Raw genomic sequence first — 21,194 nt, 5'->3', positions numbered from 1 at the left:
CTTTCGATCTTTCCGAGCTGTGGGGTGTGCCGCCCTCCGGTGTTCCGGGCAGCGGTGATCGCGGACGGATACGCAGTCAGTGACGCGCACACGCGACCGAAGAGCCAGGATACTGGAGCTTTCGCCCACAGCCCAATCGGGTGCTCTTCGCCCCTCGCGTCACAGGCCGCGGCCCTGTTCGTAGGCGCGCAACTGCTCGGCGCTGATCATGCCGGTGTCGAACAGGCTGGTCTCGTCGAGGGCGTACGCCTGGGAGTCCTGCCCGGACTGCTGGGGCTGCTGCTGCGGGGCCTGCTGGGGCTGGTGCTGTTGCTGGGCGGCCTGGTTCGGGTCGTACGACGGCTGGTGGGACTGGTGGGGCTGGTGGGCGTCGTAGCCCTGGTACGCGTAGGGGTCGGCCTGCTGGTAGCCGTAGGGGTCCTGCTGGTCGCCGCCGTAGGCCGGCTGGGGCTGGTAGCCGCCGTAGGGGTCCTGCTGCGCGTAGCCGTACGCCGGCTGCGGCTCCTGCTGGTCGTACTGCGGCTGCTGCGGCTGCTGCGGCTGCTGTGACTGCTGCTGCTGTGCGCGCAGCTCGGCCGGGGCGTCCTGCGCCGCGAGGGCGGCGAGGTCGGCGAGGTAGTCCGCGTCGGAGGAGTGCTGGAAGGTCGTGGTGTCGTCGGCGAGGGCGCCGAGGTCGTCGGAGGCGATCCGGCCGTGCAGCTTCTGCCGGCCGCGCCCGACCGCCTGCAAGGTCTTGGCCAGGACCGCTTCGAACGCGCCCAGCTTGACGTCCACGTAGGCGTCGGCGTCGCGGCGCAGGGTCTCCGGGTCGTGGCTGCGCTCGGGTGCGTCTTCGTCCTCGTAGCCGTTTTCGTCCGTGCCCGGACCGGTGCCGAGCAGCTTCTCCCGGCCGCGGCCGACGGAGCCGAGGGTCTTGGTGAGGACGACCTCGAAGTTGGCGAGCTTGGAGTCGACGTAGTCGTCGGCCTCCGCGCGGATGTCCTCGGCGTCCTTGCGTGCCTCGGCGAGGATGCGGTCGGCCTCGGCCTGGGAGCGGCGGGCGATCTCGGTGTCGGAGACCAGGGAGCCGCGTTCGGCGTGCGCGGTCTCGATGATCCGCTCGGCCTCCCGGCGGGCCTGCTCGACCATCTGCTCGCGCCCGCCGATCAGCTCCTGGGCCTGGGCGAGGGAGTCGGGCAGCGCCGCGCGCACCTCTTCCAGCAGGGCGAGCAGGTCCGCGCGGTTGACCACGCACGAGGCCGACATCGGCATCGACCGGGCACTGGAGACCGCCGTGACGATCTCGTCGAGCTTCTTCTGCACGTCCACCGGTTGCTCGCCACTCTCTACAGCTGTGTTGGAGACGGACGGGACGACTGTACGGCCATGGGGTGGCCGCCGGACACCGAGTGACGGGCCGTCAGGCTCTCAGTCCTTGCGCAGGCGCTCGGTGAGCGCCTCGTAGACGATCGGCGGGACCAGGTGGGAGACGTCGCCGCCCCAGGTCGCGACCTCCTTGACCAGGGAGGACGACAGGAAGCTGTAGGTGGGGTTGGTGGGGACGAAGAGGGTCTCGACACCGGAGAGGCCGATGTTCATCTGGGCCATCTGCAACTCGTAGTCGAAGTCGCTGACCGCGCGCAGGCCCTTGACGATGGCGGGGATCTCGCGCTGCTTGCAGAAGTCGACGAGGAGGCCGTGGAACGCCTCCACCCTGACGTTCGCGTACTCGGCGGTGACGCGGCGGATCAGGTCGATCCGCTCATCGATCTCGAACAGGCCCTTCTTGGACTTGTTGATCATCACCGCGACGTACACCTCGTCGTACAGACGGGAGGCACGGGAGATGATGTCGAGATGTCCGTTGGTGATCGGGTCGAACGACCCGGGACAGACGGCGCGGCGCACTTGTGATCCCTCGCTCTCCGGTCCGGTCATCGTGCGTCTTCGCACGTAGAGGCGGCGCGACCGTACCAAAACGTTCCCTCGCCGTAACGACGGGACCGGAGTGCTTCGAAGCCGTCCGGCCAGTCGAAAGTACCGCCCCTGGTGCTGCGCTCCACGGTGACCAGCGCTTCGGCCGCGAGCCAGCCCCGCGTGCGGAGTGTGAGCAGGATCTCCCGAAGATCGTCGTCGGTGACGGCGTACGGGGGGTCCAGGAAGACGAGTTCGTACGGCGCGGAGGGCTCCGCCTGGATGACCTGGTGGGCCTTGCCCGCGCGGACCTCGGCGCCAGGGAGGGCGAGGTTCCGCACGTTCTCCCTGATGATGCGGGCGGCTTTCGCGTCGGCCTCGACGAGGAGGGTGTGGCCGGCGCCGCGGGAGAGGGCCTCCAGGCCCACGGCGCCCGATCCGGCGTAGAGGTCGAGGACGCGTTCGCCGGCCAGGGGGCCGCCGAGCAGGGACTGCCAGGTGGAGAAGAGACCTTCGCGTGCGCGGTCGGAAGTGGGGCGGGTGCCGGTCCCTGGCGGGACGGCCAGGCGACGTCCGCCGGCCGTGCCGGCGATCACGCGGGTCATCTTCGGTCCTTGTTCGAGGGTGGTTACGGAACCAGTCTGGCAGCAGGTTCCTGACGGGGCGCTTCCGTTCAGCCCTTTTCCAGGTACTGCTCCCTCTCCTCGTCCAGAAGGGCGTCCAGCGCCGTCCGCAGAGCCGGAAGCCGTTTCAGCTCCGGATCCGCCGCAACCACCGTCACCGCCTCCTGTCTGGCCTCGGCGATGACCTCCTCGTCCTCGATCACGGCCAGGACGCGCAGCGAGCTGCGGGCGCCGGACTGGGCCTGGCCGAGGACGTCGCCCTCGCGGCGCTGTTCGAGGTCGATGCGGGAGAGCTCGAAGCCGTCGAGGGTGGAGGCGACGGCGTTCAGGCGCTGGCGGGCGGCGCTGGCCTCGGGCATCTCGGTGACCAGGAGGCAGAGACCGGCGGCGGAGCCGCGGCCGACGCGCCCGCGCAGCTGGTGCAGCTGGGAGACGCCGAAGCGGTCGGCGTCCATGATCACCATCGCGGTGGCGTTCGGGACGTTGACGCCGACCTCGATGACGGTGGTGGCGACCAGGACGTGGGTCTCGCCGGCGGCGAAGCGGCGCATGACCGCGTCCTTGTCGTCGGGATGCATCCGGCCGTGCAGGACCTCGACCCGGAGTCCCTGGAGCGGGCCCTTGGCGAGCTGGTCGGCCACGTCGAGGACGGCGAGCGGGGGCCGTTTCTCGGCCTCGTCCTCGGCGGACTTCTTCTGCTTCTTCGGGTCGTCCTCCTCGTCGCCGATGCGGGGGCAGACGACGTACGCCTGATGGCCGTTGCCGACCTCTTCGCGGACCCGCTCCCACGCGCGGGCGAGGAAGTGGGGCTTGTCGGCGGCCGGGACGACATGGCTGGCGATGGGCGAGCGGCCGGCCGGGAGCTGGTCGAGGACGGACGTCTCCAGGTCGCCGAAGACCGTCATGGCCACCGTGCGCGGGATGGGCGTGGCGGTCATGACGAGGAGATGCGGGGGCTGCTTGCCCTTGCCGCGCAGGGCGTCGCGCTGTTCGACGCCGAAGCGGTGCTGTTCGTCGACCACGACCAGCCCGAGGTCGTGGAACTGGACCCGGTCCTCGATCAACGCGTGGGTGCCGATGACGATCCCGGCCTCGCCGGTGACCAGGTCGAGCAGCGCCTGCCGGCGCGCGGCCGCGCCCATGGAGCCGGTGAGCAGCACGACCTTGGTGGCGTCCTCGGCTCCGCCGAGCATTCCGCCCTCGGCGAGTTCGCCCATCATCTCGACGACGGAGCGGTGGTGCTGCTGGGCGAGGACCTCGGTGGGCGCGAGCATGGCGGCCTGTCCTCCGGCGTCGACGACGGCGAGCATGGCGCGCAGGGCCACCATCGTCTTGCCCGATCCGACCTCGCCCTGGAGGAGCCGGTGCATCGGATGCTCGGTCGCCAGGTCGTCGAAGATCTCCTTGGAGACCTTCTGCTGGCCCTCGGTGAGGGTGAAGGGCAGGCGGGCGTCGAAGGCGGTCAGGAGGCCGTCCGGCCCGGGCCTGCGGGCGATGGCCGGGAGTTGGGCGTCGGCGTGCCGGCGGCGGGCCAGGGCCACCTGGAGGACGAAGGCCTCGTCCCACTTCAGGCGGGTGTGGGCGGCGGCGATGTCCGCCTTGGTGTGCGGGCGGTGGATCTTGAGGAGGGCCTCGGGCAGGGAGACCAGCTCGCGGCCCTCGCGGAGGGTGTCCGGCAGGGGGTCGACGGCTTCCTGGGCGCTGGGCAGCACCGTCTGGATCGCCTTGCCGATCTTCCAGGACTCCAGTTTGGCGGTGGCCGGGTAGATCGGAATCAGGGCGCCCGCCCAGGTCTCCACCGACTCGTCGCTGTCCGCGCGCAGCAGTTCGTAGGCCGGGTGGGCGAGTTGGAGGCGGCGGTTGAACAGGGAGACCTTGCCCGCGAACATCGCGCGGGTGCCCGGCAGGAGATCCTTGTGGGGCTTGTGGACGCCGTTGCCGAAGAAGACCAGCTGGAGCCGTCCGCTGCCGTCCGTGATGGTGACTTCGAGGCGCTGGCCCTTGCCGCGGGGGGCCTTGGCGGAGGCGAAGGTGTGCAGCCGGGCGTCGGCGACCTGCGCGACCACCGTGACGTGCTCGTCCATGGGGAGGTCGGCGAGGTGCGTGAGCTGGCCGCGCTCCTCGTACCGGCGGGGGTAGTGGTGCAGGAGATCGCCGACGGTGTGCAGGCCGAGGTGCTCGGCCATCACCTTCGCGGTCGGTGGGCCGAGCACCTTTTTCAGTGGTTCGTCGAGTGCGGGCACGAGATCCATTGCACACCACCGCACTGACATTGACGTATACGTGTCCCGAAACCCCTGGTCAGACGGCTCGTTCGGGCTCTAGGATGGCGCGCTCCGGCCATCTCCCCGCGGTCACCGCCCCACCGGGACCGCCCGACCCCGCGCCGTCGACGTCCCCCACCCGCGGCGCAGCAGCGATGGACTCCCAGACCTCACAGTCATCCCAGGCATCCCCGTCACCTCACACGTTCCAGGTCGACCTGCGCGGTCTGGTGGACCTGCTCTCCCATCACCTCTACTCCAGTCCCAGGGTCTATCTGCGCGAGCTGCTCCAGAACGCCGTGGACGCCATCACCGCCCGGCGGGCCGAGGAGCCCGACGCACCGGCGCGGGTGCGGCTGTTCGCGTCGGACGGGACTCTGCGCGTGGAGGATTCGGGCGTCGGGCTCACCGAGGCCGACGTGCACGACCTGCTGGCCACCATCGGCCGCAGCTCCAAGCGGGCGGAGGGGCTCCAGGAGGCCCGCTCCGACTTCCTCGGGCAGTTCGGCATCGGGCTGCTCGCCTGTTTCGTGGTCGCCGAGCGGATCCGCGTGGTCAGCCGCAGCTCCCGTACGCCCGGCGCGCCGCCGGTGGAGTGGACGGCCCGCGACGACGGTTCGTACACCGTGCGGACGCTGCCCGACGAGGAGCGTCCGGAGCCCGGCACCACCGTGCACCTGGTGGCGCGGGCCGGTGCCGCGGAGTGGCTCTCCGAGCAGCGGGTGCTCCAACTGGCGCGGGACTTCGGCTCGCTGCTGCCCTACGACGTGCGGGTCGGCGAGGAGGCGGTCACCGATCTGCCGGCGCCCTGGGACCGGCCGTACCCCTCCCCCGCCAACCGGCGGGTGGCGCTGGCCCGGCACTGCCATGAGCTGTTCGGTTTCACGCCGCTCGACTCGATCGAGCTGAACGTGCCGCTGGCGGGGATCCGCGGGGTGGCGTACGTGCTGCCGGCGGCGGTCAGTCCGGCCCAGCGGGCCGGTCACCGTGTGCACCTGAAGGGCATGCTGCTGACCGAGCGGGCCGAACAGCTGCTGCCCGACTGGGCGTTCTTCGTGCGCTGTGTGCTGGACACGGACAGTCTGCGGCCGACGGCCTCGCGCGAGTCGCTGTACGAGGACGAGACGCTGGCGGCCGTGCGGGACGCGCTGGGCGAGCGGATCCGCGCGTGGCTGACGGGTCTCGCCGCCGGCGATCCGGAGCGCCTCGCGGCCTTCCTGGCCGTGCACCACCTGGGCGTGAAGTCCCTCGCGCGGCACGACCGGGAGATGCTGCGCACGATGCTGCCGTGGCTGCCCTTCGAGACGTCCGACGGGCGGCTGTCGCTGGAGGAGTTCGCGCAGCGGCACCCGGTCGTGCACTTCACGCGGACGGTGGAGGAGTACCGGCAGGTCGCGCCGATCGCGTCCGCGCAGGGCGTCGGAGTGATCAACGGCGGTTACACGTACGACGCCGAGCTGGTCGAGGCGCTGCCGTCGGTGCGGCCGGGGACGGTCGTCGCCGAGCTGGACGCGGACACCGTGACCGCGCATCTGGACGCGGTGGATTCGGCGGAGGAGCTGGCCCTGTCGGGCTTCCTGGCGGCCGCGCGGGCCAAGCTCGACCCGCTCGGCTGTGACGTCGTCCTGCGGGCCTTCCATCCGCTGTCCGTACCCGCGCTGCACCTGGACGACCGGTCGGCGCGGCACGAGCAGGCGCGGGCGGAGGCCGAGTCGCAGGCCGACGACCTGTGGGCGGGGATCCTGGGCTCGCTGCGGGGCAGCGCCCCCCGCGCGCGTCTGGTGCTGAACCATCTCAACCCGCTGGTGCGGCGCATCAGTTCGCTGCGGGACGCCGAGCTGATCGGGACGGCGACGGAGTCGCTGTACGGGCAGGCGCTGCTGATGGCGCAGCGCCCGCTCAGGCCCGCGGACTCCGCGCTGTTGAACCGTGCGTTCATCGGGCTGCTGGAGTGGGCCACACATGGGGAGTCCGCGCGCGGGGATTCCGCGCGCGGGGAGTCGGCTCAGGGGGAGGACGGCTGCTGATGACCGGGATCACGGACTTCGACTCGCTCCGCCGGGCGATGGCGGAGAACTCGGAGCAGCCGGAGGGTCCGGCGCGCAACGCGCGCGCGGAGCAGCTGCTCGTGGAGGCCGAGAGGCTGAACGTCCCGCTCGCCGTGATCGAGGCGCTCGGACACCAGTTGAAGGTCTACAACTACAGCTCCGAGAAGGACAAGATGTTCGTCCCGTTCGCGCGGCTGCTGCGCATGTGGGACGAGCGGCCCGGGGACTTCGACGAGTACGAGGCGCACTCGCTGCACTGGGTCTTCAAGTGGGTGTCGGCCGGCATGCTCGACCAGCCGCACGTGCCGCTGGCGTCGGTGGAGAAGTGGCTGGGCGAGATGGAGCACCGCTACCGGCTCGCCGGGCACTCCGAGCGGGCCGTGCGCGGCGCGGAGTTCAGCGTGGCCGCGCATGTCGGGGACGTGCCGCGGGCGGAGCGGGCGTTCGCCGCCTGGCTGGCCGCCGACCGGGACAGCATGGCCGACTGCCACGCGTGCGAGCTGCACGGGCAGGGCTGGTGGCAGGCGGAGCGGGGCCGGGACGAGGAGGCGCTGGAGCTGTGGGCTCCGGTGCTGGAGGGCGCGTACACGTGCGCGCACGAGCCGCACACGGTGCTGGCCTCGTCATTGGTGCCGCTGCTGCGGCTGGGCCGGCCGGAGGAGGCGCGCGCCCACCATCTGCGGGGTTTCCGGCTGGTGCGGGCGATGGAGAGCATGCGGGGCGCGTACGCGGACCACGTGGAGTTCTGCGCGCTGACCGGGAACGAGGCGCGGGGCCTGGAGCTGCTCGCGGAGCGGCCGGCGTACTTCACCGACGCGGGGCATCCGCGCAGCAGGCTGGAGTTCCTGAGCGTGGTGGCGCTGCTCATGGAGCGGCTGTCCGGGCGGGGCCTGGGCGGTCAGCAGGTGCCCGGTCCGGCCGGGCGGGCGTGGACGGCGGCGGCTCTCGCGGCCCACGCGCGCGAGGAGGCGCTGGCGCTGGCCGCGCGTTTCGACGAGCGCAACGGCACGTCGTACGTGAGTGAGCGGGCACGCGCGCGTATGGCGCAGGAATCGCTCCTGGAGCGGCTGCCGTTGGGCGTGCGGACGGTACGCCCGCCGACGGCGACGGTCGCGCCCGCGGCGGCTGCTCCGGCCCCGGCTGCGGACGCTGCTGCGGGCGGCGGTCCGGAGGGCGTCGAGGCGGACCTGTCCGCGCTGCTCGCCGAGGCGCGGCGGCTGTCGGACTCGCTCCGGCCGCACGCCATGGAGGCGTGGGCGGCGGTGGCGCGGGCCGCGGAGGGGGCCGCGCTGGAACCGCGCGACCGCGCGGAGATCGCCGACCACGAGGCGATGGCGCTCGGCCCGGAGGGCGCGGAGACGTTCGAGCGGGCCGCGGAGCTGTACGCGGAGGCGGGCGACCCCGGGGAGTCCCTGGCGGCACGCGCGCGTGCGGCGTACGTCCGCGCGCTCGCCGGGAACGTCGACGCGGCGCTCGCGGCCGTCGCCGACCCCTACGACCGGGTCCTCGCGCTGTACGCCGACGGCGGCACGGAGGTGCCGCAGGCGGCGGGCGTGCTGATGGGCCGCGCGCGCATCCTGATGCGGCTGGTCCAGGAGGCGGACGAGGCGGACGCGGACGTCCTGACGGAGGCCGAGGCGGCCGTACGGGAGCTGCTGGCGCTCGTCGACGGGCGGGCCGGCGACGACGTGCGGCTCGCCGCGCGGGTCGCCGAGGGGCACGCGATGCTCGCGGAGCTGGCCGCCCGGTCGGGGGACGCGCGCACGGGCGCGGAGCTGTTCGCGCGGGCGGCGGCGGAGTTCACCGAGGCGGGCCTGCCCTGGTTCGCCGTGGAGTACGAGGCCCGGCTCGCCGGTCTCGCGCACCACCTGGGCGACCTGGTGGAGGCGGAGCGGGCGCTGCGGGCGGCGCTGGAGCACGGCGGCGCGTATCTGGAGCCGGTCGGGCGGGCGCAGCTGCATCTCCAGCTCGCCGAGGTCGTCGGGGGCCGGGGAGAGGCCGCGGAGGCCGCCGCACACGCCCTGGAGGCGGCGCACTGGGCCGACGAGGCGGGCGAGGGCCCGACGCTCGGGGCGTGGGCGCGGCACCAGCTGGGCGGGTTCCTGGTCCGGCAGGGCAGCTGGGCCGAGGCGGCGGAGGTGCTGGAGTCGGCGCTCGCGGACCTGAGCCCCGAGACGCACGGCGACGGCGCGGTCGTCCAGACGCAGTGGTGGCTCGGCGACTGCCTGAGCGAGCTCGGCGAGCACCGGTCCAGCGCCGAACGCCGGCTCCAGGCGGCCGAGATCGCCCGGCACTGGCCCGAGCAGCACGACCACGCCACCCTCGCGCACCTGGCGGCCGAGTCCCTCGGTCACGCGGGGCTGCCCGAGGAGGCGGACCGGTCCTACGCGCGCGCGGGCGAGCTGTGGCGCTCCCTGGGCAACGTCCACGGCCTCGTCCGCTCCTTGCGCGCACGCGCGTGGCTGGCGCTGCGCACCGAGCGGGGCGTCGACGCGGCGCGGGAGCTGATGACGAGGGCCATCGAGGAGTGCGCGGACGCGCTGGAGGCGCTGGACCCGCCCGCCGGCCTCGGCACGGCGGACGGGGCGAACGGGGCGGACGGGGCGGACGGGGCGGACGGGGCGGGCACGGTGGACGACGAGGAGGAGGCGCGGCTGCGGCTCGTCTTCGAACTCGGCCACACCCACCGCCAGTTCGGTGATCTGCTGGCCCGCTCGGTCTCCGAGGACGCCGACGACGACTCCATCCGGGACGCGCTGGAGGAGGCCCTGTCGCACATGGCGAAGGCGGTCGCCGTGTTCGTCCCCCTGGGGGAGGACGCCCGGCACGCCCGCACCGGCGCCGAACTGGCCGCGGGCTGGCTGGAGAACGACCTCGGCCGCCCGCGGCAGGCGGCGGCACGCGCGCGTGCGGTGCTGCGGACCTACGCCGGGGACGACCTCGACGGGCGGGAGGACGGGGCCGACGGCGACGAGACGGTACGCGCGCGTCGGGCCGAGGCGGAGCAGCTGATCCAGGTCACGACGGAGCAGGCCGGCTGAGGGGACCCCTGAACCGCCGGCAGGGGCTCACTCCACGCCGATCAGCAGCAGCGCGCCTTGCCGTCCGCCCCGGTACACCACCGTGTCGACGGCGAGGTACGCCTCCCGCACCCGTGCCTCCAGGCGCTCGGCGACGCCGTCGGGCGCCTCGTCGCCGAGCACGAGGGTGACCAGCTCCCCGCCCGCGGCCAGCATGCGGTTCAGGACGGTCTCGGCGGTGGCGGTGACGTCGGCGCCGATGACGGCCACGTCGCCGTCGATCAGGCCGAGCACGTCGCCGGCCTGGCAGATGCCGGCCATGGTCCACGACTGGCGTTCGGCGACGGCGACCTCGGCGTAGCGGGTGGCGCCGGCCGCCGACGTCATCGAGACGACGTCCTCGTCGAAGCGGCGCTCCGGCTGGTGGACGGCGAGCGCGGCGATCCCCTGGACCGCGGAGCGGGTCGGGATGAGGGCGACCCTGATGCCCTCCGTGCGGGCCTGCTCGGCCGCCGCCGCCGCGGTGTGGCGCAGGTCGGCGTCGTTGGGCAGCAGCACGACCTCGCGCGCGTGGGCCCGCCGTACGGCGTCGACGAGCTCTCCGCTGGCGGGCGGCTCCCCGGGGCGGGCGAGGACCGTCGTCGCGCCCGCCTCGGCGTACAGCCCGGCCAGGCCCTCGCCGGGCACGACCGCGACGACCGCCCGCTCGACGCGCTCACGGGGCGGACGCTCGCCTCCGCGCGCGTGGACGTCGTCGACGCCGAAGTGCGTGATGCGGATCCGGTAGGGGCGGCCGGCCTCCACGCCCGCCTCCACGGCCGCGCCGGCGTCGTCCACGTGCACGTGGACGTTCCACAGCCCGTCGCCGCCGACGACGACGAGGGAGTCCCCCAGGGCGTCGAGCCGCCGCCGCAGCCGGTCCACGGCCGCGTCCTCGGCCTCCAGCAGGTAGATGACCTCGAAGGCGGGGCCGCCGCTGTCGCTGCCGTCCGCGCAGATCTCGGAGCCCGGGGAGTGCGCGGCCTCCGGAGCATCTGTGACGGACGCGACCCCGCCCGGAGCGTCCTGCGCCGCCACGCGCGTGTGCGGGGCGAGCCCGTTGCGCGTGGGCGGCGCCGGGGCCTCGCCCGTGAGCGTCTCCACCAGGGCCGCGAGCACCGCGACCAGTCCCCGGCCGCCCGCGTCGACCACCCCGGCGCGCTCCAGGACGGCCAGCTGGCCCGGGGTCACGGCGAGTGACGCGCACGCCCCCCGGTAGGCCGCCCTGGCCACGGCCCCGCAGTCCCCCTCGGCCGCTCCGGCCGCGTCGGCCGCCCCCGCCGCCACGGACAGGACCGTGCCCTCGACCGGGTGGGCCACGGCCCGGCGGGCGGAGTCGGCGGCGTGCCGCAGCGCCAGGCGCAGCCCGTCGGCGTCCGTGTGAGGCCGCTCACCCTCGACGGCGAGCACCTGCGCCATGCCGCGCAGCAGCTGCGCCAGGATCGTCCCGGAGTTCCCGCGCGCGCCTATGAGCGCGCCGTGCGCCATCGCGCGCACCGCGTCCGCGAGCGAGGGACCGCCGTCGGACGTCCCGCTCCCGCCGCCGACCTCGTGCCCGGCGCCGACCTCGTGCCCGGCGAACACCGCCTCCACGGCGGTCACCGCGGACTCGACGGTCAGATAGAGGTTGGTGCCGGTGTCCCCGTCCGCGACCGGGTAGACGTTGATCGCGTCGATCTCCTCACGCGCCCGCCCCAGCGCGCCCAGCGCCAGGCCGCACCAGGTGCGGACCGCGAGAGCATCGAGGAATGTCTGCGGCACCTGCGGCACCTGGGCCTCCTTGAGCTGCTGGACTGGGACGCAGCGTAGACCTTGGACGGGTGTCCGCCGGAAGCAGGCCGGGGCGGGGCCCCTGAGCAGCCATGGTAGTTTCGTTGTACTGGCGCAGTCGTTGTATGCTGCTCCGGTTGCCCGATCCGTATCGGGCCATCCCCTGGCACCGCCACTCAGATCTCTGATCCCACCGATCTTGATCCCGGCATGCCGGGATCAACCGTAAGTGCATCTGAAGTCTTTGGAGTGACCCGTGGCTGCCAACTGCGACGTCTGCGGCAAGGGGCCGGGCTTCGGCAACAACATCTCGCACTCGCACCGCCGTACGTCCCGTCGCTGGAACCCGAACATCCAGCGTGTGCGTACCGTGGTCGGCGGGACGCCGAAGCGCGTGAACGCTTGCACCTCGTGCATCAAGGCCGGCAAGGTCTCGCGCTGACGCTCAGCTGAGCGCGCGGCCACTGCCGGTTCGCTGCATGAAGCCGGTCCACCTCCGGGTGGACCGGCTTCTTGCTGTACGCGCTCAGATCCCCCGGGACGCGCTCAGATCCCCCGGGCGCTCAGATCCCCCGGGCGAGACCCCAGCCGTGGTCCACCGGCCCGATCCCCCCGCCCAGCGCGAACCCGGCGGCGATCGCCCCGGTGACGTACTCCTTGGCCGCCGCCACCGCCTCCGGGACGGACTGCCCCTTGGCGAGCTGTGACGCGATCGCGGAGGCGAGGGTGCACCCCGTGCCGTGCGTGTGCCGGTTGTCGTAGCGAGGTGCGCGCAGCCAGTGCTCGACGCTCCCGTCGGTGAGCAAGTCGACCGCCGCGCCCGGAAGATGGCCGCCCTTGACGAGCACCCACCGCGGCCCGTACGCCAGCACGGCGTCCGCCGCCTCACGCAACTGCTCCTCCGACTCGACCCGTACGCCCGTCAGTTGGGCCACCTCGTCGAGGTTGGGCGTGGCGACGGTCGCGACCGGCAGCAGCTTCGTGCGGACGGAGTCCAGCGCCGAGGCCGCCAGCAGCGGGTCCCCGTGCTTGGAGACGCCGACCGGGTCGACGACGGCCGGAGCGTCCGTGCCGGCGAGCAACTCGGCGACCGTCTCGACGAGTTCGGCGGAGGCGAGCATCCCCGTCTTCACGGCCTGGACGCCGATGTCGTCCACCACGCTGCGGTACTGGGCCCGCACCGCCTCCACCGGCAGCTCCCAAGCGCCCTGCACGCCCAGGGAGTTCTGGGCGGTGACGGCGGTGAGCACGCTCATGCCGTGCACGCCGAGCGCGAGCATCGTCTTCAGGTCGGCCTGGATTCCCGCCCCGCCCCCGGAGTCGGAGCCGGCGACCGTCAGCACCCGGGCGGGCGCGGCGGGCGCGCTCATGACTCCAGGTCCCCGAAGTGGTCCCAGCCGCCCTTGCTGGTCCAGGGCGCCCCGTCGACCGTCACCTGGGGCAGGGCCGACGGGTTGAGGACCTCGCCGATCACCTTCCAGCGGGCCGGCAGCTTCACGTCCGGCGGGAAGGTCGCCACGATCGCGTGGTCCTCTCCCCCGGTCAGCACCCACTGGATGGGGTCGACGCCGACGGCCTGGCCGATGTCGTTCATCTGCGAGGGGATGTCGATCGCGCCGGAGCGGATGTCGATGCGGACCTTGCTGGCCTCCGCGATGTGCCCGAGGTCGGCGATCAGTCCGTCGCTCACGTCGCACATCGCGGTCGCGCCCAGTCCGGCCGCCGCCGGGCCCGCGTGGTACGGCGGCTCGGGACGGCGGTGCGCCTCGACGAAGGCGCGGGGCGAGCGGAAGCCCCGGGAGAGGATCGCGTACCCGGCGGCGGACCAGCCCAGCCAGCCGGTCACCGCGACCAGGTCGCCGGGCTGCGCGCCGGCCCGCGTGATGGGCTCCTGGTTGCGCAGATCGCCGAGCGCGGTGATCGACACCATGATGGTGTCGCCGCGGACGACGTCGCCGCCGACCACGGAGGCGCCGGCGACCTGGCACTCGTCGCGCAGGCCGTCCATCAGCTCGGTGGGCCAGGTGACGGGCAGTTCGGCGGGCACGACGAGGCCGAGCAGCAGGGCCGTCGGGACGGCGCCCATCGCCGCGATGTCGGCGAGGTTCTGCGCGGCGGCCTTGCGGCCGACGTCGTAGGCGGTGGACCAGTCCCGCCGGAAGTGCCGCCCCTCCAGCAGGATGTCCGTGCTGGCCACGACCCGCCGGTCGGGGGCGGCGACCACGGCGGCGTCGTCGCCGGGGCCCACCCGGACCCCCGCGGAGGTCGTGAGACGGGAGGTGAGCTCCCTGATGAGCCCGAACTCCCCGAGCTCACCAACAGTGCCCTTCATTGCCCTTTCGCCCCTTCTGATGCTGTCCATGCCCGGTCGCGTGCTGCTGTCCATGCCCGGTCGCGCGTCACCAGTGTCCTCGATACGGTCGAGGTGACCGCCGACTTCTGTCGTGCCCGCACCCCGGCGCGCGGCCGCGGTCCCCGTAGGTCTCCCCGCGGCGAGCGGCGACGCGATACCGTGGCGTTCCTTTTCCCCACATGATCCTCGTGGCCGCCCTGGAGGTTCCGTGGTACAGGCGTACATCCTGATCCAGACGGAAGTCGGTAAAGCGTCGACCGTCGCCGAGTCGATCGGCAAGATCCCCGGCGTCGTCCAGGCAGAGGACGTGACCGGTCCCTACGACGTGATCGTGCGGGCCCAGGCCGACACCGTCGACGACCTCGGCCGACTGGTGGTCGCCAAGGTCCAGCAAGTGGACGGGATCACCCGCACCCTGACCTGCCCGGTCGTGCATCTGTAGCCCCCGTCTACGCTTGGCCGGTGAATCTTTTCCGTCGCCGGCGCAAGTGTCTGCCCGCCCTCGTTCTGCTCTGTGCCGCCGTGGGCTGCTCATCGGCAGACGACAACGCGTCGGCGGCGGTTCCCAGTCCCGCGGCGAAGACCGCGAACCTGTGCCGGAACCTGGACGCGGCACTGCCGTCGAAGGTGGACGGACAGGGCCGCCGGGATCCCGAGCCCGCCTCCGCGCTGACCGCGGGCTGGGGGGACCCGGCGATCATACTGCGCTGCGGTGTGGCACGGCCCGCCGAGATGAGCGATACGCAGGCCGACTCGGGGGAGGTGGACGGCGTGGGGTGGCTGATGGTGAAGCAGGACGACGGCGGGTACCGGTGCACGACCTCGCTGCGTCAGGCGTACGTCGAGGTGACGCTGCCCGCGGCCCTCGCCGAGGACGGCGCCGCGCCGTTGATCGATCTGGCGCCGGCCATCAAGAAGGCGATCCCCGAGGGGATCGCCGACTGACCGGGGCCGCGACGGCTCAGCGCAGGCCCGTGGAGCGGCGCAGCGCCGCCTGCACCAGGCGGTCGACCAGCTCGGGGTAGCTGATGCCGCTCGCCTGCCACATCTGCGGGTACATGGAGATCGGCGTGAAGCCGGGCATGGTGTTGATCTCGTTGATCACGAACTCGCCGTCCTCGGTGAGGAAGAAGTCCGCGCGCACCAGCCCCTCGCAGGAGGCGGCGTCGAAGGCGTCCACCGCGAGCCGCTGGACCTCGGCGGTCTCCTCGGGGGTCAGCGGGGCCGGCACGATCCCGGGCGTCGAGTCGATGTACTTGGCCTCGAAGTCGTAGTACGCGTGCGCGTCCGGCGGCGGGATCTCGGCCGGCGCGGAGGCGCGCGGGCCGTCCTCGAACTCCAGCACCCCGCACTCGATCTCGCGGCCCCTGAGCGCCGCCTCGACGAGGATCTTCGGGTCGTGGCTCTGGGCCTCGGCGATCGCCTCGTCCAGCCCGGACAGGTCGTCGACCTTGGTGATGCCGATCGACGAGCCCGCGCGCGCGGGCTTCACGAAGAGCGGCCAGCCGTGCTCGCCCGCGAAGTCGATGATCTTCTTGCGGGCCGCGGACTGGTCCTGCTCCCACTCGCGCGGGCGGATCACCACGTACGGGCCGACCTTGAGCCCGAAGGAGGTGAACACCCGCTTCATGTACTCCTTGTCCTGGCCGACGGCCGAGGCGAGCACGCCCGAGCCGACGTACGGGACGCCGGAGAGCTCCAGCAGACCCTGGAGCGTGCCGTCCTCGCCATAGGGGCCGTGCAGCACCGGGAAGACGACGTCGACCTCGCCGAGCGCCTTGGGCACCGATCCGGGCTCGCTGTAGACGACTTCGCGGTTGGCCGGGTCGACGGGGAGGATCACGCCGCCCTCGGCCGACTCGGCGAGTTCCTCCACGCTGGGCGTGCGGCGCTCGGTGATCGCCATGCGTTCGGGCGCGTCGGCGGTGAGCGCCCAGCGGCCGTCCCGGGTGATGCCGATCGGCAGGACCTCGTACTTGGTCCGGTCGATGGCCTTGAGGACGGCGCCGGCGGTGACCACGGAGATCCCGTGTTCGGAGCTGCGCCCGCCGAACACGACGGCCACGCGCGGCTTGCGGGCGGGCTGCTCGGGGCTCTGGGGGAGGTTCTCGGTGCTCATATCGGGTTGAGGGTACCCGGTGGTAGGGCGCGGAGTCAGCGTCGACTCGGGGGGTCGCTCAGCGTCGTTCGGGCTTCGCGCTGCGCGACATCAGCTCCTTGAGGGCGACCACCGGAGGCTTCCCCTCGTGCACGATGTCGACGACCGTCTCGGTGATCGGCATGTCGACGCCGTGCCTGCGGGCCAGATCCGCCACGGACTCACAGGACTTGACGCCCTCGGCGGTCTGCTTGGTGACCGCGATGGTCTCCTGAAGGGTCATGCCCTTGCCGAGGTTGGTGCCGAAGGTGTGGTTGCGGGACAGCGGCGAGGAGCAGGTCGCCACCAGGTCGCCGAGACCGGCGAGTCCGGAGAAGGTGAGCGGGTCCGCGCCCATCGCCAGGCCCAGCCGCGTGGTCTCGGCGAGGCCGCGGGTGATGAGGGAGCCCTTGGCGTTGTCGCCGAGGCCCATGCCGTCCGCGATGCCGACGGCGAGCCCGATGACGTTCTTCACCGCGCCGCCCAGCTCGCAGCCGACCACGTCGGTGTTGGTGTAGGGGCGGAAGTACGGCGTGTGGCAGGCGGTCTGGAGGCGCTGCGCCACGGGCTCGTCGGTGCAGGCGACCACGGCCGCCGCCGGCATCCGGGAGGCGATCTCCCGCGCGAGGTTGGGCCCGGTGACGACGGCGACGCGCTCGGGCGCCACCTTGGCGACGTCCTCGATCACCTCGCTCATCCGCATGGTCGTCCCGAGTTCGACGCCCTTCATCAGCGAGACGAGGACGGTGTGCCGGGCCAGCAGCGGGCGCCACTCGGCGAGGTTGGCGCGCAGGGTCTGCGAGGGGATCGCGAGGACGGTGAAGTCGGCGTCGCGCGCGGCCTCGGCGGGGTCGGCGGTGGCGCGCAGGTTCTCGGGGAGTTCGACGCCGGGGAGGTAGTCGGGGTTGGTGCGGGTGGAGTTGACCGCGTCGGCGAGTTCGGCGCGGCGCGCCCACAGCGTCACCTCGCAGCCCGCGTCGGCGAGGACGCGCCCGAAGGCGGTGCCCCAGGATCCGGTGCCGAACACGGCCGCCTTGACGGGCTTGCTCACGTGCCGTTCTCCCCTTCTCGGACGGTCGGCCGACCGGTCTGCGTCGGTGCCTGTGCGCGCGGCTGCGGTTGGGCGCGCTGCTGCTGTGCGCGCGGCTGCGGTTGCGCGTGGGTGTGCGTCTGGGCGCGGGTCTGCACCCATGTCTGTGCCGGAGTCTGTGACGGAGGCTGGACCGGCGTCTGCGGCTGCGCCGGCGGTTGCGATTGCTCCTGCGACTGCGCCTCGTTCTGCTCCTGCGTCCGGCGTCGCTGCTCGATCCGCTCCCGGCGCGGGTCGTAGGGCGTGGCGGGCGCCTTCTCGCCGCGGATCTCCTCCAGCTGGCGGGTGACGGCGGCCATGATGACCTCCGTCGCCTCCTTCAGCAGCTCGGGGGTCATCTCCTCGTCGTAGAACCGCGCCAGGTCGACGGGCGGGCCCGCGAGGACGTGGTGCGTCTTGCGCGGAAGGAGGTGGGGCTTCTTGGCGTAGGGCGGCAGGAGTTCGTTGGCGCCCCACTGCGCGACGGGGATCACCGGGCACCTGGTCTGGAGGGCGACGCGCGCGGCACCGGTCTTGGCGGTCATCGGCCAGCCGTCCGGGTCGCGGGTCAGGGTGCCCTCGGGATAGAAGGCGACGCACTCGCCGCGCTCCACGGCGTCGATGGCGGCGCGGAAGGCGCTCAAGGCGTCGGTGCTCTCGCGGTATACGGGGATCTGTCCGGTGCCGCGCATCGCGGCGCCGACGAACCCCTTCTTGAAAAGCCCGCTCTTGGCCAGGAATCGCGGCACTCGTCCGGTGTTGTACTGATAGTGCGCGTATGCGAAGGGATCGACGTGCGAATTGTGGTTCACCGCGGTGATGAATCCGCCCTCTGCCGGAATGTGCTCCATTCCGCGCCAGTCCCGCTTGATCAGCACCACCAGCGGCGGTTTGCAGAGGACCGCAGCGAAGCGGTACCAGAACCCGATTCTGCGGCGGGGCACGCGGACACCTTCCTCTAGGACTTCCCTACGACGCCCGGGGGCCGCACAAGTGTCGCCCCGGGCCGCCCGTCTGTCGAGAACACCGTACGCCCCGACCGAGGTCGCGCCCGAGGGGCCGGGTGACAATGGCGGCGACGAGAGAGGGACGGTACACCGGTGCAGTGGAGCTTGGTCATACCTCTGAAGCCCTTGGCGCTGGCCAAGAGCAGGCTCGCGGACACCGCGGCCGACGAGCTGCGCCCGGGACTCGCCCTCGCCTTCGCCCAGGACACGGTGGCGGCGGCGCTGGCCTGCCCCGCGGTGCGGGATGTGGCAGTCGTCACGGACGACGCCCTGGCCGGGCGCGAACTGGCGGCGCTGGGCGCCCGCGTCGTCGCCGACGAGCCGGGCACCGGTCTCAACGGGGCTCTGGCGCACGGGGCCGCCGCGGTGCGGGCGGTCCGTCCCGAAAGCGCGCTCGCGGCGCTGAACGCCGATCTGCCGGCACTGCGTCCAGCGGAATTGGCCCGGGTCCTGGGCGCGGCCGGGGAATTCCCGCGTGCTTTTCTTCCGGACGCCGCCGCAATCGGGACGACCCTTCTCGCGGTGATCGCCGGCCGTGAATTGCTTCCCGCATTCGGTCCGGATTCCCGGGTGCGCCACCGTTCTTCCGGAGCCGCGGAACTCCTTCTCGACGCGGTGGATTCCGTCCGCCAGGACGTCGACACCGGGGAGGATCTGCGAGCCGCTCTGGCGCTGGGGGTGGGGCCGCGCACGGCCGCGGCGACCGCGCGGCTGCTGATCCCCGGGCAGTAGGCTGCCGTCATGCAGGCCACCGCATACACGTACGACCCCGGCAGCCGCAGCGGACAGGTGCTGCTGGACGACGGCACTCCGGTTCCCTTCGACGCGTCGGCGTTCGACGCGGGCGGGTTGAGGCTGCTGCGGCCCGGACAGCGGGTGCGGATCGAGACCGAGGGCGAGGGGGACGCGCGGCGGGTCACGCTCGTGACCCTCCAGACCTTCTGAGGTCAAGACCTTCCGAGGACACCCGACGCCCGGTGCGGGCGCGGCCCTTCGAGGGCGCGGGTCGTCCGGACACGCCGCGGGCCGGGCTCCGAGAGGGAGTCCGGCCCGGCGCGTGAGTGCCCCTGAACCCTTACGCCTGGCGGGCGGTGGTGGTCTTCTTGGCGGTGGTCTTGCGCGCGGTCGACTTCTTGGCGGGGGCCTTGGTGGCGGTCGCCTTCTTCGCCGGGGCCTTCTTGGCCGTCGTCTTCTTCGCGGTGGCCGTCTTCGCGGCGCCGGTCTTCTTCGCCGCGGCGGCGGTCTTGCCGGCCGTCTTCTTCGCGGTCGCCTTCTTCGCGGTGGCGGAGGTCTTCTTCGCCGCCGTCGTCTTCTTCGCGGTGGTGGTCTTCTTCGCGGCCGCCTTGGTGGTGGCCTTCTTCGCGGCGGCCTTCTTGACCGTCGCCGTCGCGCCGCCGCTCAGGCTGCCCTTGGGGGCCTTCTTGACGGCGACCTCGCCGCCGCGCGGGAGCTTCTTCGAGCCGCTCACCAGGTCCTTGAAGCCCTGGCCGGCGCGGAAGCGCGGCACGGACGTCTTCTTGACCCGAACCCGCTCGCCCGTCTGGGGGTTGCGGGCGTAACGCGCCGGACGGTCGACCTTCTCGAACGAACCGAAGCCGGTGACCGAGACCCGGTCTCCGGCGACGGTCGCGCGCACGATGGCGTCCAGGACCGCGTCGACCGCCTCGGCGGCCTGCTGGCGGCCTCCCAGCTTGTCGGCAATCGCTTCTACGAGCTGCGCCTTGTTCACGTCTTCCCCTTCGGAGACATCGCCAGAACGAAAGTGTTCAAGCTTTTTCGCACGTTAGGCAGATATATACCGCAAATCAAACACGAAACGGGCTAATCACCCTTGTGCCGCAACGAACTCGGCTGCTCCGGAGGCGATCAGCGATCCTCTTCAGGCATTCGCCCCTGATCGAGGTCCGCCATGAACCGCCCCAGCCGCCTTGTCGCGTCGGCGAGATCGTGCTTGGCCGCGGCCGTTATGACCAGCAGCTTCCGGGTCAGCGCCATCCGTACGCCCTCCGGGACTTGCAGTGCGCGCACTCTTGCGTGCGCTTCCTTGAGTTGGTTCGCGACCGCCGTATAGAGCTCGAGTTGGCCGTCGTGTTCCATGCACAGATTGTGCCATCTGGGGCGAGTTGTCGCCCGCCCAGGGGGCAACTGCTGCCTCGGACGGCCGCCCGGGCATCCGTGGAGATCGCGTCCACACTCCTCGCGTACCCCGGCAACCACCGCCGTAACGTGGGAAGTTGGGAGGAACCGCGAAGGTTCGCCGAGCGCGACGGGTTCGGAAACGGCCGTACCCCCGATCGGTCCGATCGGGGGTACGGAGGGGTTTCGCGGTGGCCGGATCTCGACCACGCCCGCACTACGGGCGGGACCTGCGGGTCAGACCTTGAGCGTCCGCGGCTTGTACGACGGGCGCTTGGCCTCGTAGGCGGCGATGTCGCCCTCGTTCTGGAGGGTGATGGAGATGTCGTCCAGCCCGTTCAGCAGCCGCCAGCGGGAGTTCTCGTCGAGCTCGAAGGAGGCGGTGATGCCCTCGGCGCGGACCTCACGCGTCTCAAGGTCCACCGTGACCTCAGCGGTCGCGTCGTTCTCGGTGAGCTCCCACAGCGCGTCCACGATCTTCTGCTCCAGGACGACCGTGAGCAGGCCGTTCTTCAGCGAGTTGCCGCGGAAGATGTCGGCGAAGCGGGAGGAGATCACGGCCTTGAAGCCGTAGTTCTGGAGCGCCCACACCGCGTGCTCGCGGGAGGAGCCGGTGCCGAAGTCGGGGCCGGCGACCAGGACGGTCGCGCCCTGCCGCTCGGGCCGGTTGAGGACGAACGACTCGTCCTTGCGCCAGGCCTCGAACAGCCCGTCCTCGAACCCGTCCCTGGTCACCTTCTTGAGCCAGTGAGCAGGGATGATCTGGTCGGTGTCGACGTTGGAGCGGCGCAGCGGGACGGCCCGGCCGGTGTGCGTGGTGAATGCTTCCATGACT

At 72.4% G+C, this 21,194-nt stretch carries 19 protein-coding genes and 1 pseudogene; 7 read left to right on the top strand and 13 right to left on the bottom strand.

Translation table 11 applies throughout. From position 1 onward, the window contains the following. Positions 1-159: 159 nt before the first annotated feature. The 4 genes from ACFYX4_RS24715 to recG all read right to left on the bottom strand — a co-directional run bounded on the left by ACFYX4_RS24715 (position 160) and on the right by recG (position 4,768). Complete coding sequence (locus ACFYX4_RS24715; RefSeq protein WP_389337258.1) at positions 160-1,308, bottom strand: cell division initiation protein; 1,149 nt, start codon at positions 1,306-1,308, stop codon at positions 160-162. A 99-nt stretch (positions 1,309-1,407) separates the two neighbouring features. Beyond that, positions 1,408-1,887 (bottom strand): pantetheine-phosphate adenylyltransferase, encoded by a 480-nt coding sequence (gene coaD / locus ACFYX4_RS24710; protein ID WP_389337608.1) that lies wholly within the window; start codon positions 1,885-1,887, stop codon positions 1,408-1,410. A gap of 26 nt (positions 1,888-1,913) precedes the next feature. Then, a complete protein-coding gene (gene rsmD, locus ACFYX4_RS24705) occupies positions 1,914-2,570 on the bottom strand; it encodes a 16S rRNA (guanine(966)-N(2))-methyltransferase RsmD (protein WP_389337605.1) in 657 nt (218 codons plus the stop codon). After that, entirely contained in the window at positions 2,567-4,768 is a 2,202-nt protein-coding gene (recG, locus tag ACFYX4_RS24700) for an ATP-dependent DNA helicase RecG (protein WP_389337255.1), read from the bottom strand. Before recG ends, rsmD begins: the two co-directional genes overlap by 4 nt. Before the next feature lie 167 nt (positions 4,769-4,935). On the opposite strand from recG, the gene ACFYX4_RS24695 reads away from it, so the two are divergent. Beyond that, positions 4,936-6,807, top strand: coding sequence for an HSP90 family protein (locus tag ACFYX4_RS24695; protein WP_389337252.1), 1,872 nt, complete (start codon positions 4,936-4,938; stop codon positions 6,805-6,807). Next, positions 6,807-9,869 carry a tetratricopeptide repeat protein gene (locus ACFYX4_RS24690; protein WP_389337249.1) on the top strand — a complete coding sequence of 1,021 codons (3,063 nt, stop codon included), beginning with the start codon at positions 6,807-6,809 and terminating at the stop codon, positions 9,867-9,869. Before ACFYX4_RS24695 ends, ACFYX4_RS24690 begins: the two co-directional genes overlap by 1 nt. Before the next feature lie 27 nt (positions 9,870-9,896). On the opposite strand, the gene ACFYX4_RS24685 is transcribed toward ACFYX4_RS24690, so the two are convergent. Further along, entirely contained in the window at positions 9,897-11,657 is a 1,761-nt protein-coding gene (locus tag ACFYX4_RS24685; RefSeq protein WP_389337246.1) for a DAK2 domain-containing protein, read from the bottom strand. Between the two features lie 256 nt (positions 11,658-11,913). Here ACFYX4_RS24685 and rpmB point away from each other — a divergent pair, with 256 nt between their 5' ends. Continuing rightward, complete coding sequence (gene rpmB, locus ACFYX4_RS24680) at positions 11,914-12,099, top strand: 50S ribosomal protein L28 (RefSeq protein WP_003993230.1); 186 nt, start codon at positions 11,914-11,916, stop codon at positions 12,097-12,099. A 121-nt stretch (positions 12,100-12,220) separates the two neighbouring features. Here rpmB and thiD read toward each other — a convergent pair whose 3' ends face one another. Both thiD and ACFYX4_RS24670 read right to left on the bottom strand, forming a co-directional pair. Beyond that, a complete protein-coding gene (gene thiD, locus ACFYX4_RS24675; RefSeq protein ID WP_389337243.1) occupies positions 12,221-13,027 on the bottom strand; it encodes a bifunctional hydroxymethylpyrimidine kinase/phosphomethylpyrimidine kinase in 807 nt (268 codons plus the stop codon). After that, complete coding sequence (locus ACFYX4_RS24670; RefSeq protein ID WP_389337240.1) at positions 13,024-13,989, bottom strand: thiamine-phosphate kinase; 966 nt, start codon at positions 13,987-13,989, stop codon at positions 13,024-13,026. The genes thiD and ACFYX4_RS24670 overlap by 4 nt, the downstream gene beginning before the upstream one ends. 229 nt (positions 13,990-14,218) lie before the next feature. Here ACFYX4_RS24670 and ACFYX4_RS24665 point away from each other — a divergent pair, with 229 nt between their 5' ends. Both ACFYX4_RS24665 and ACFYX4_RS24660 read left to right on the top strand, forming a co-directional pair. Next, entirely contained in the window at positions 14,219-14,452 is a 234-nt protein-coding gene (locus ACFYX4_RS24665; RefSeq protein WP_389337237.1) for an Lrp/AsnC family transcriptional regulator, read from the top strand. 20 nt (positions 14,453-14,472) lie between these two features. Then, positions 14,473-14,955 carry a DUF3515 domain-containing protein gene (locus ACFYX4_RS24660; RefSeq protein ID WP_389337234.1) on the top strand — a complete coding sequence of 161 codons (483 nt, stop codon included), beginning with the start codon at positions 14,473-14,475 and terminating at the stop codon, positions 14,953-14,955. A gap of 16 nt (positions 14,956-14,971) precedes the next feature. Here the strand turns inward: ACFYX4_RS24660 and ACFYX4_RS24655 are convergent, their stop codons facing one another. The 3 genes and pseudogenes from ACFYX4_RS24655 to ACFYX4_RS24645 form a co-directional block, all read right to left on the bottom strand. Next, positions 14,972-16,129 (bottom strand): D-alanine--D-alanine ligase family protein, encoded by a 1,158-nt coding sequence (locus ACFYX4_RS24655; RefSeq protein WP_389337230.1) that lies wholly within the window; start codon positions 16,127-16,129, stop codon positions 14,972-14,974. Between the two features lie 58 nt (positions 16,130-16,187). Beyond that, a complete protein-coding gene (locus tag ACFYX4_RS24650; RefSeq protein ID WP_389337227.1) occupies positions 16,188-17,198 on the bottom strand; it encodes an NAD(P)H-dependent glycerol-3-phosphate dehydrogenase in 1,011 nt (336 codons plus the stop codon). Positions 17,199-17,389: 191 nt separating this feature from the next. Further along, a pseudogene (locus ACFYX4_RS24645) lies at positions 17,390-18,160 on the bottom strand (lysophospholipid acyltransferase family protein); the annotation flags it as partial. A 156-nt stretch (positions 18,161-18,316) separates the two neighbouring features. Here ACFYX4_RS24645 and cofC point away from each other — a divergent pair. Together cofC and ACFYX4_RS24635 are read left to right on the top strand one after the other, a co-directional pair. Next, entirely contained in the window at positions 18,317-18,955 is a 639-nt protein-coding gene (gene cofC / locus ACFYX4_RS24640) for a 2-phospho-L-lactate guanylyltransferase (RefSeq protein WP_389337224.1), read from the top strand. A 9-nt stretch (positions 18,956-18,964) separates the two neighbouring features. Next, complete coding sequence (locus ACFYX4_RS24635; RefSeq protein WP_389337221.1) at positions 18,965-19,168, top strand: hypothetical protein; 204 nt, start codon at positions 18,965-18,967, stop codon at positions 19,166-19,168. Positions 19,169-19,298: 130 nt separating this feature from the next. On the opposite strand, the gene ACFYX4_RS24630 is transcribed toward ACFYX4_RS24635, so the two are convergent. The 3 genes from ACFYX4_RS24630 to leuD all read right to left on the bottom strand — a co-directional run bounded on the left by ACFYX4_RS24630 (position 19,299) and on the right by leuD (position 21,190). After that, the gene (locus ACFYX4_RS24630) at positions 19,299-19,952 is read right to left on the bottom strand and encodes an HU family DNA-binding protein (RefSeq protein WP_389337218.1); all 654 of its coding nucleotides are present in this window, start codon (positions 19,950-19,952) and stop codon (positions 19,299-19,301) included. Positions 19,953-20,089: 137 nt separating this feature from the next. Further along, a complete protein-coding gene (locus ACFYX4_RS24625; RefSeq protein WP_389337215.1) occupies positions 20,090-20,320 on the bottom strand; it encodes a hypothetical protein in 231 nt (76 codons plus the stop codon). 276 nt (positions 20,321-20,596) lie between these two features. Then, on the bottom strand, positions 20,597-21,190 hold the full coding sequence (gene leuD, locus ACFYX4_RS24620; protein WP_389337212.1) for a 3-isopropylmalate dehydratase small subunit: 594 nt from the start codon (positions 21,188-21,190) through the stop codon (positions 20,597-20,599). Between the last annotated feature and the right edge of the window lie 4 nt (positions 21,191-21,194).

Source organism: Streptomyces sp. NPDC002328, assembly GCF_042890065.1.
Classification (GTDB): Bacteria; Actinomycetota; Actinomycetes; order Streptomycetales; family Streptomycetaceae; genus Streptomyces.
This window is presented reverse-complemented; position numbering and strand designations above follow the sequence as displayed.

Bases quoted from the DNA above. Each gene is read 5' to 3' on its own strand.
- recG (WP_389337255.1), bottom strand. From the start codon at position 4,768: ATGGATCTCGTGCCCGCACTCGACGAACCACTGAAAAAGGTGCTCGGC.
- ACFYX4_RS24695 (WP_389337252.1), top strand. From the start codon at position 4,936: ATGGACTCCCAGACCTCACAGTCATCCCAGGCATCCCCGTCACCTCAC.
- ACFYX4_RS24690 (WP_389337249.1), top strand. From the start codon at position 6,807: ATGACCGGGATCACGGACTTCGACTCGCTCCGCCGGGCGATGGCGGAG.
- thiD (WP_389337243.1), bottom strand. From the start codon at position 13,027: ATGAGCGCGCCCGCCGCGCCCGCCCGGGTGCTGACGGTCGCCGGCTCC.
- ACFYX4_RS24670 (WP_389337240.1), bottom strand. From the start codon at position 13,989: ATGAAGGGCACTGTTGGTGAGCTCGGGGAGTTCGGGCTCATCAGGGAG.
- ACFYX4_RS24655 (WP_389337230.1), bottom strand. From the start codon at position 16,129: ATGAGCACCGAGAACCTCCCCCAGAGCCCCGAGCAGCCCGCCCGCAAG.
- ACFYX4_RS24635 (WP_389337221.1), top strand. From the start codon at position 18,965: ATGCAGGCCACCGCATACACGTACGACCCCGGCAGCCGCAGCGGACAG.
- ACFYX4_RS24625 (WP_389337215.1), bottom strand. From the start codon at position 20,320: ATGGAACACGACGGCCAACTCGAGCTCTATACGGCGGTCGCGAACCAA.
- leuD (WP_389337212.1), bottom strand. From the start codon at position 21,190: ATGGAAGCATTCACCACGCACACCGGCCGGGCCGTCCCGCTGCGCCGC.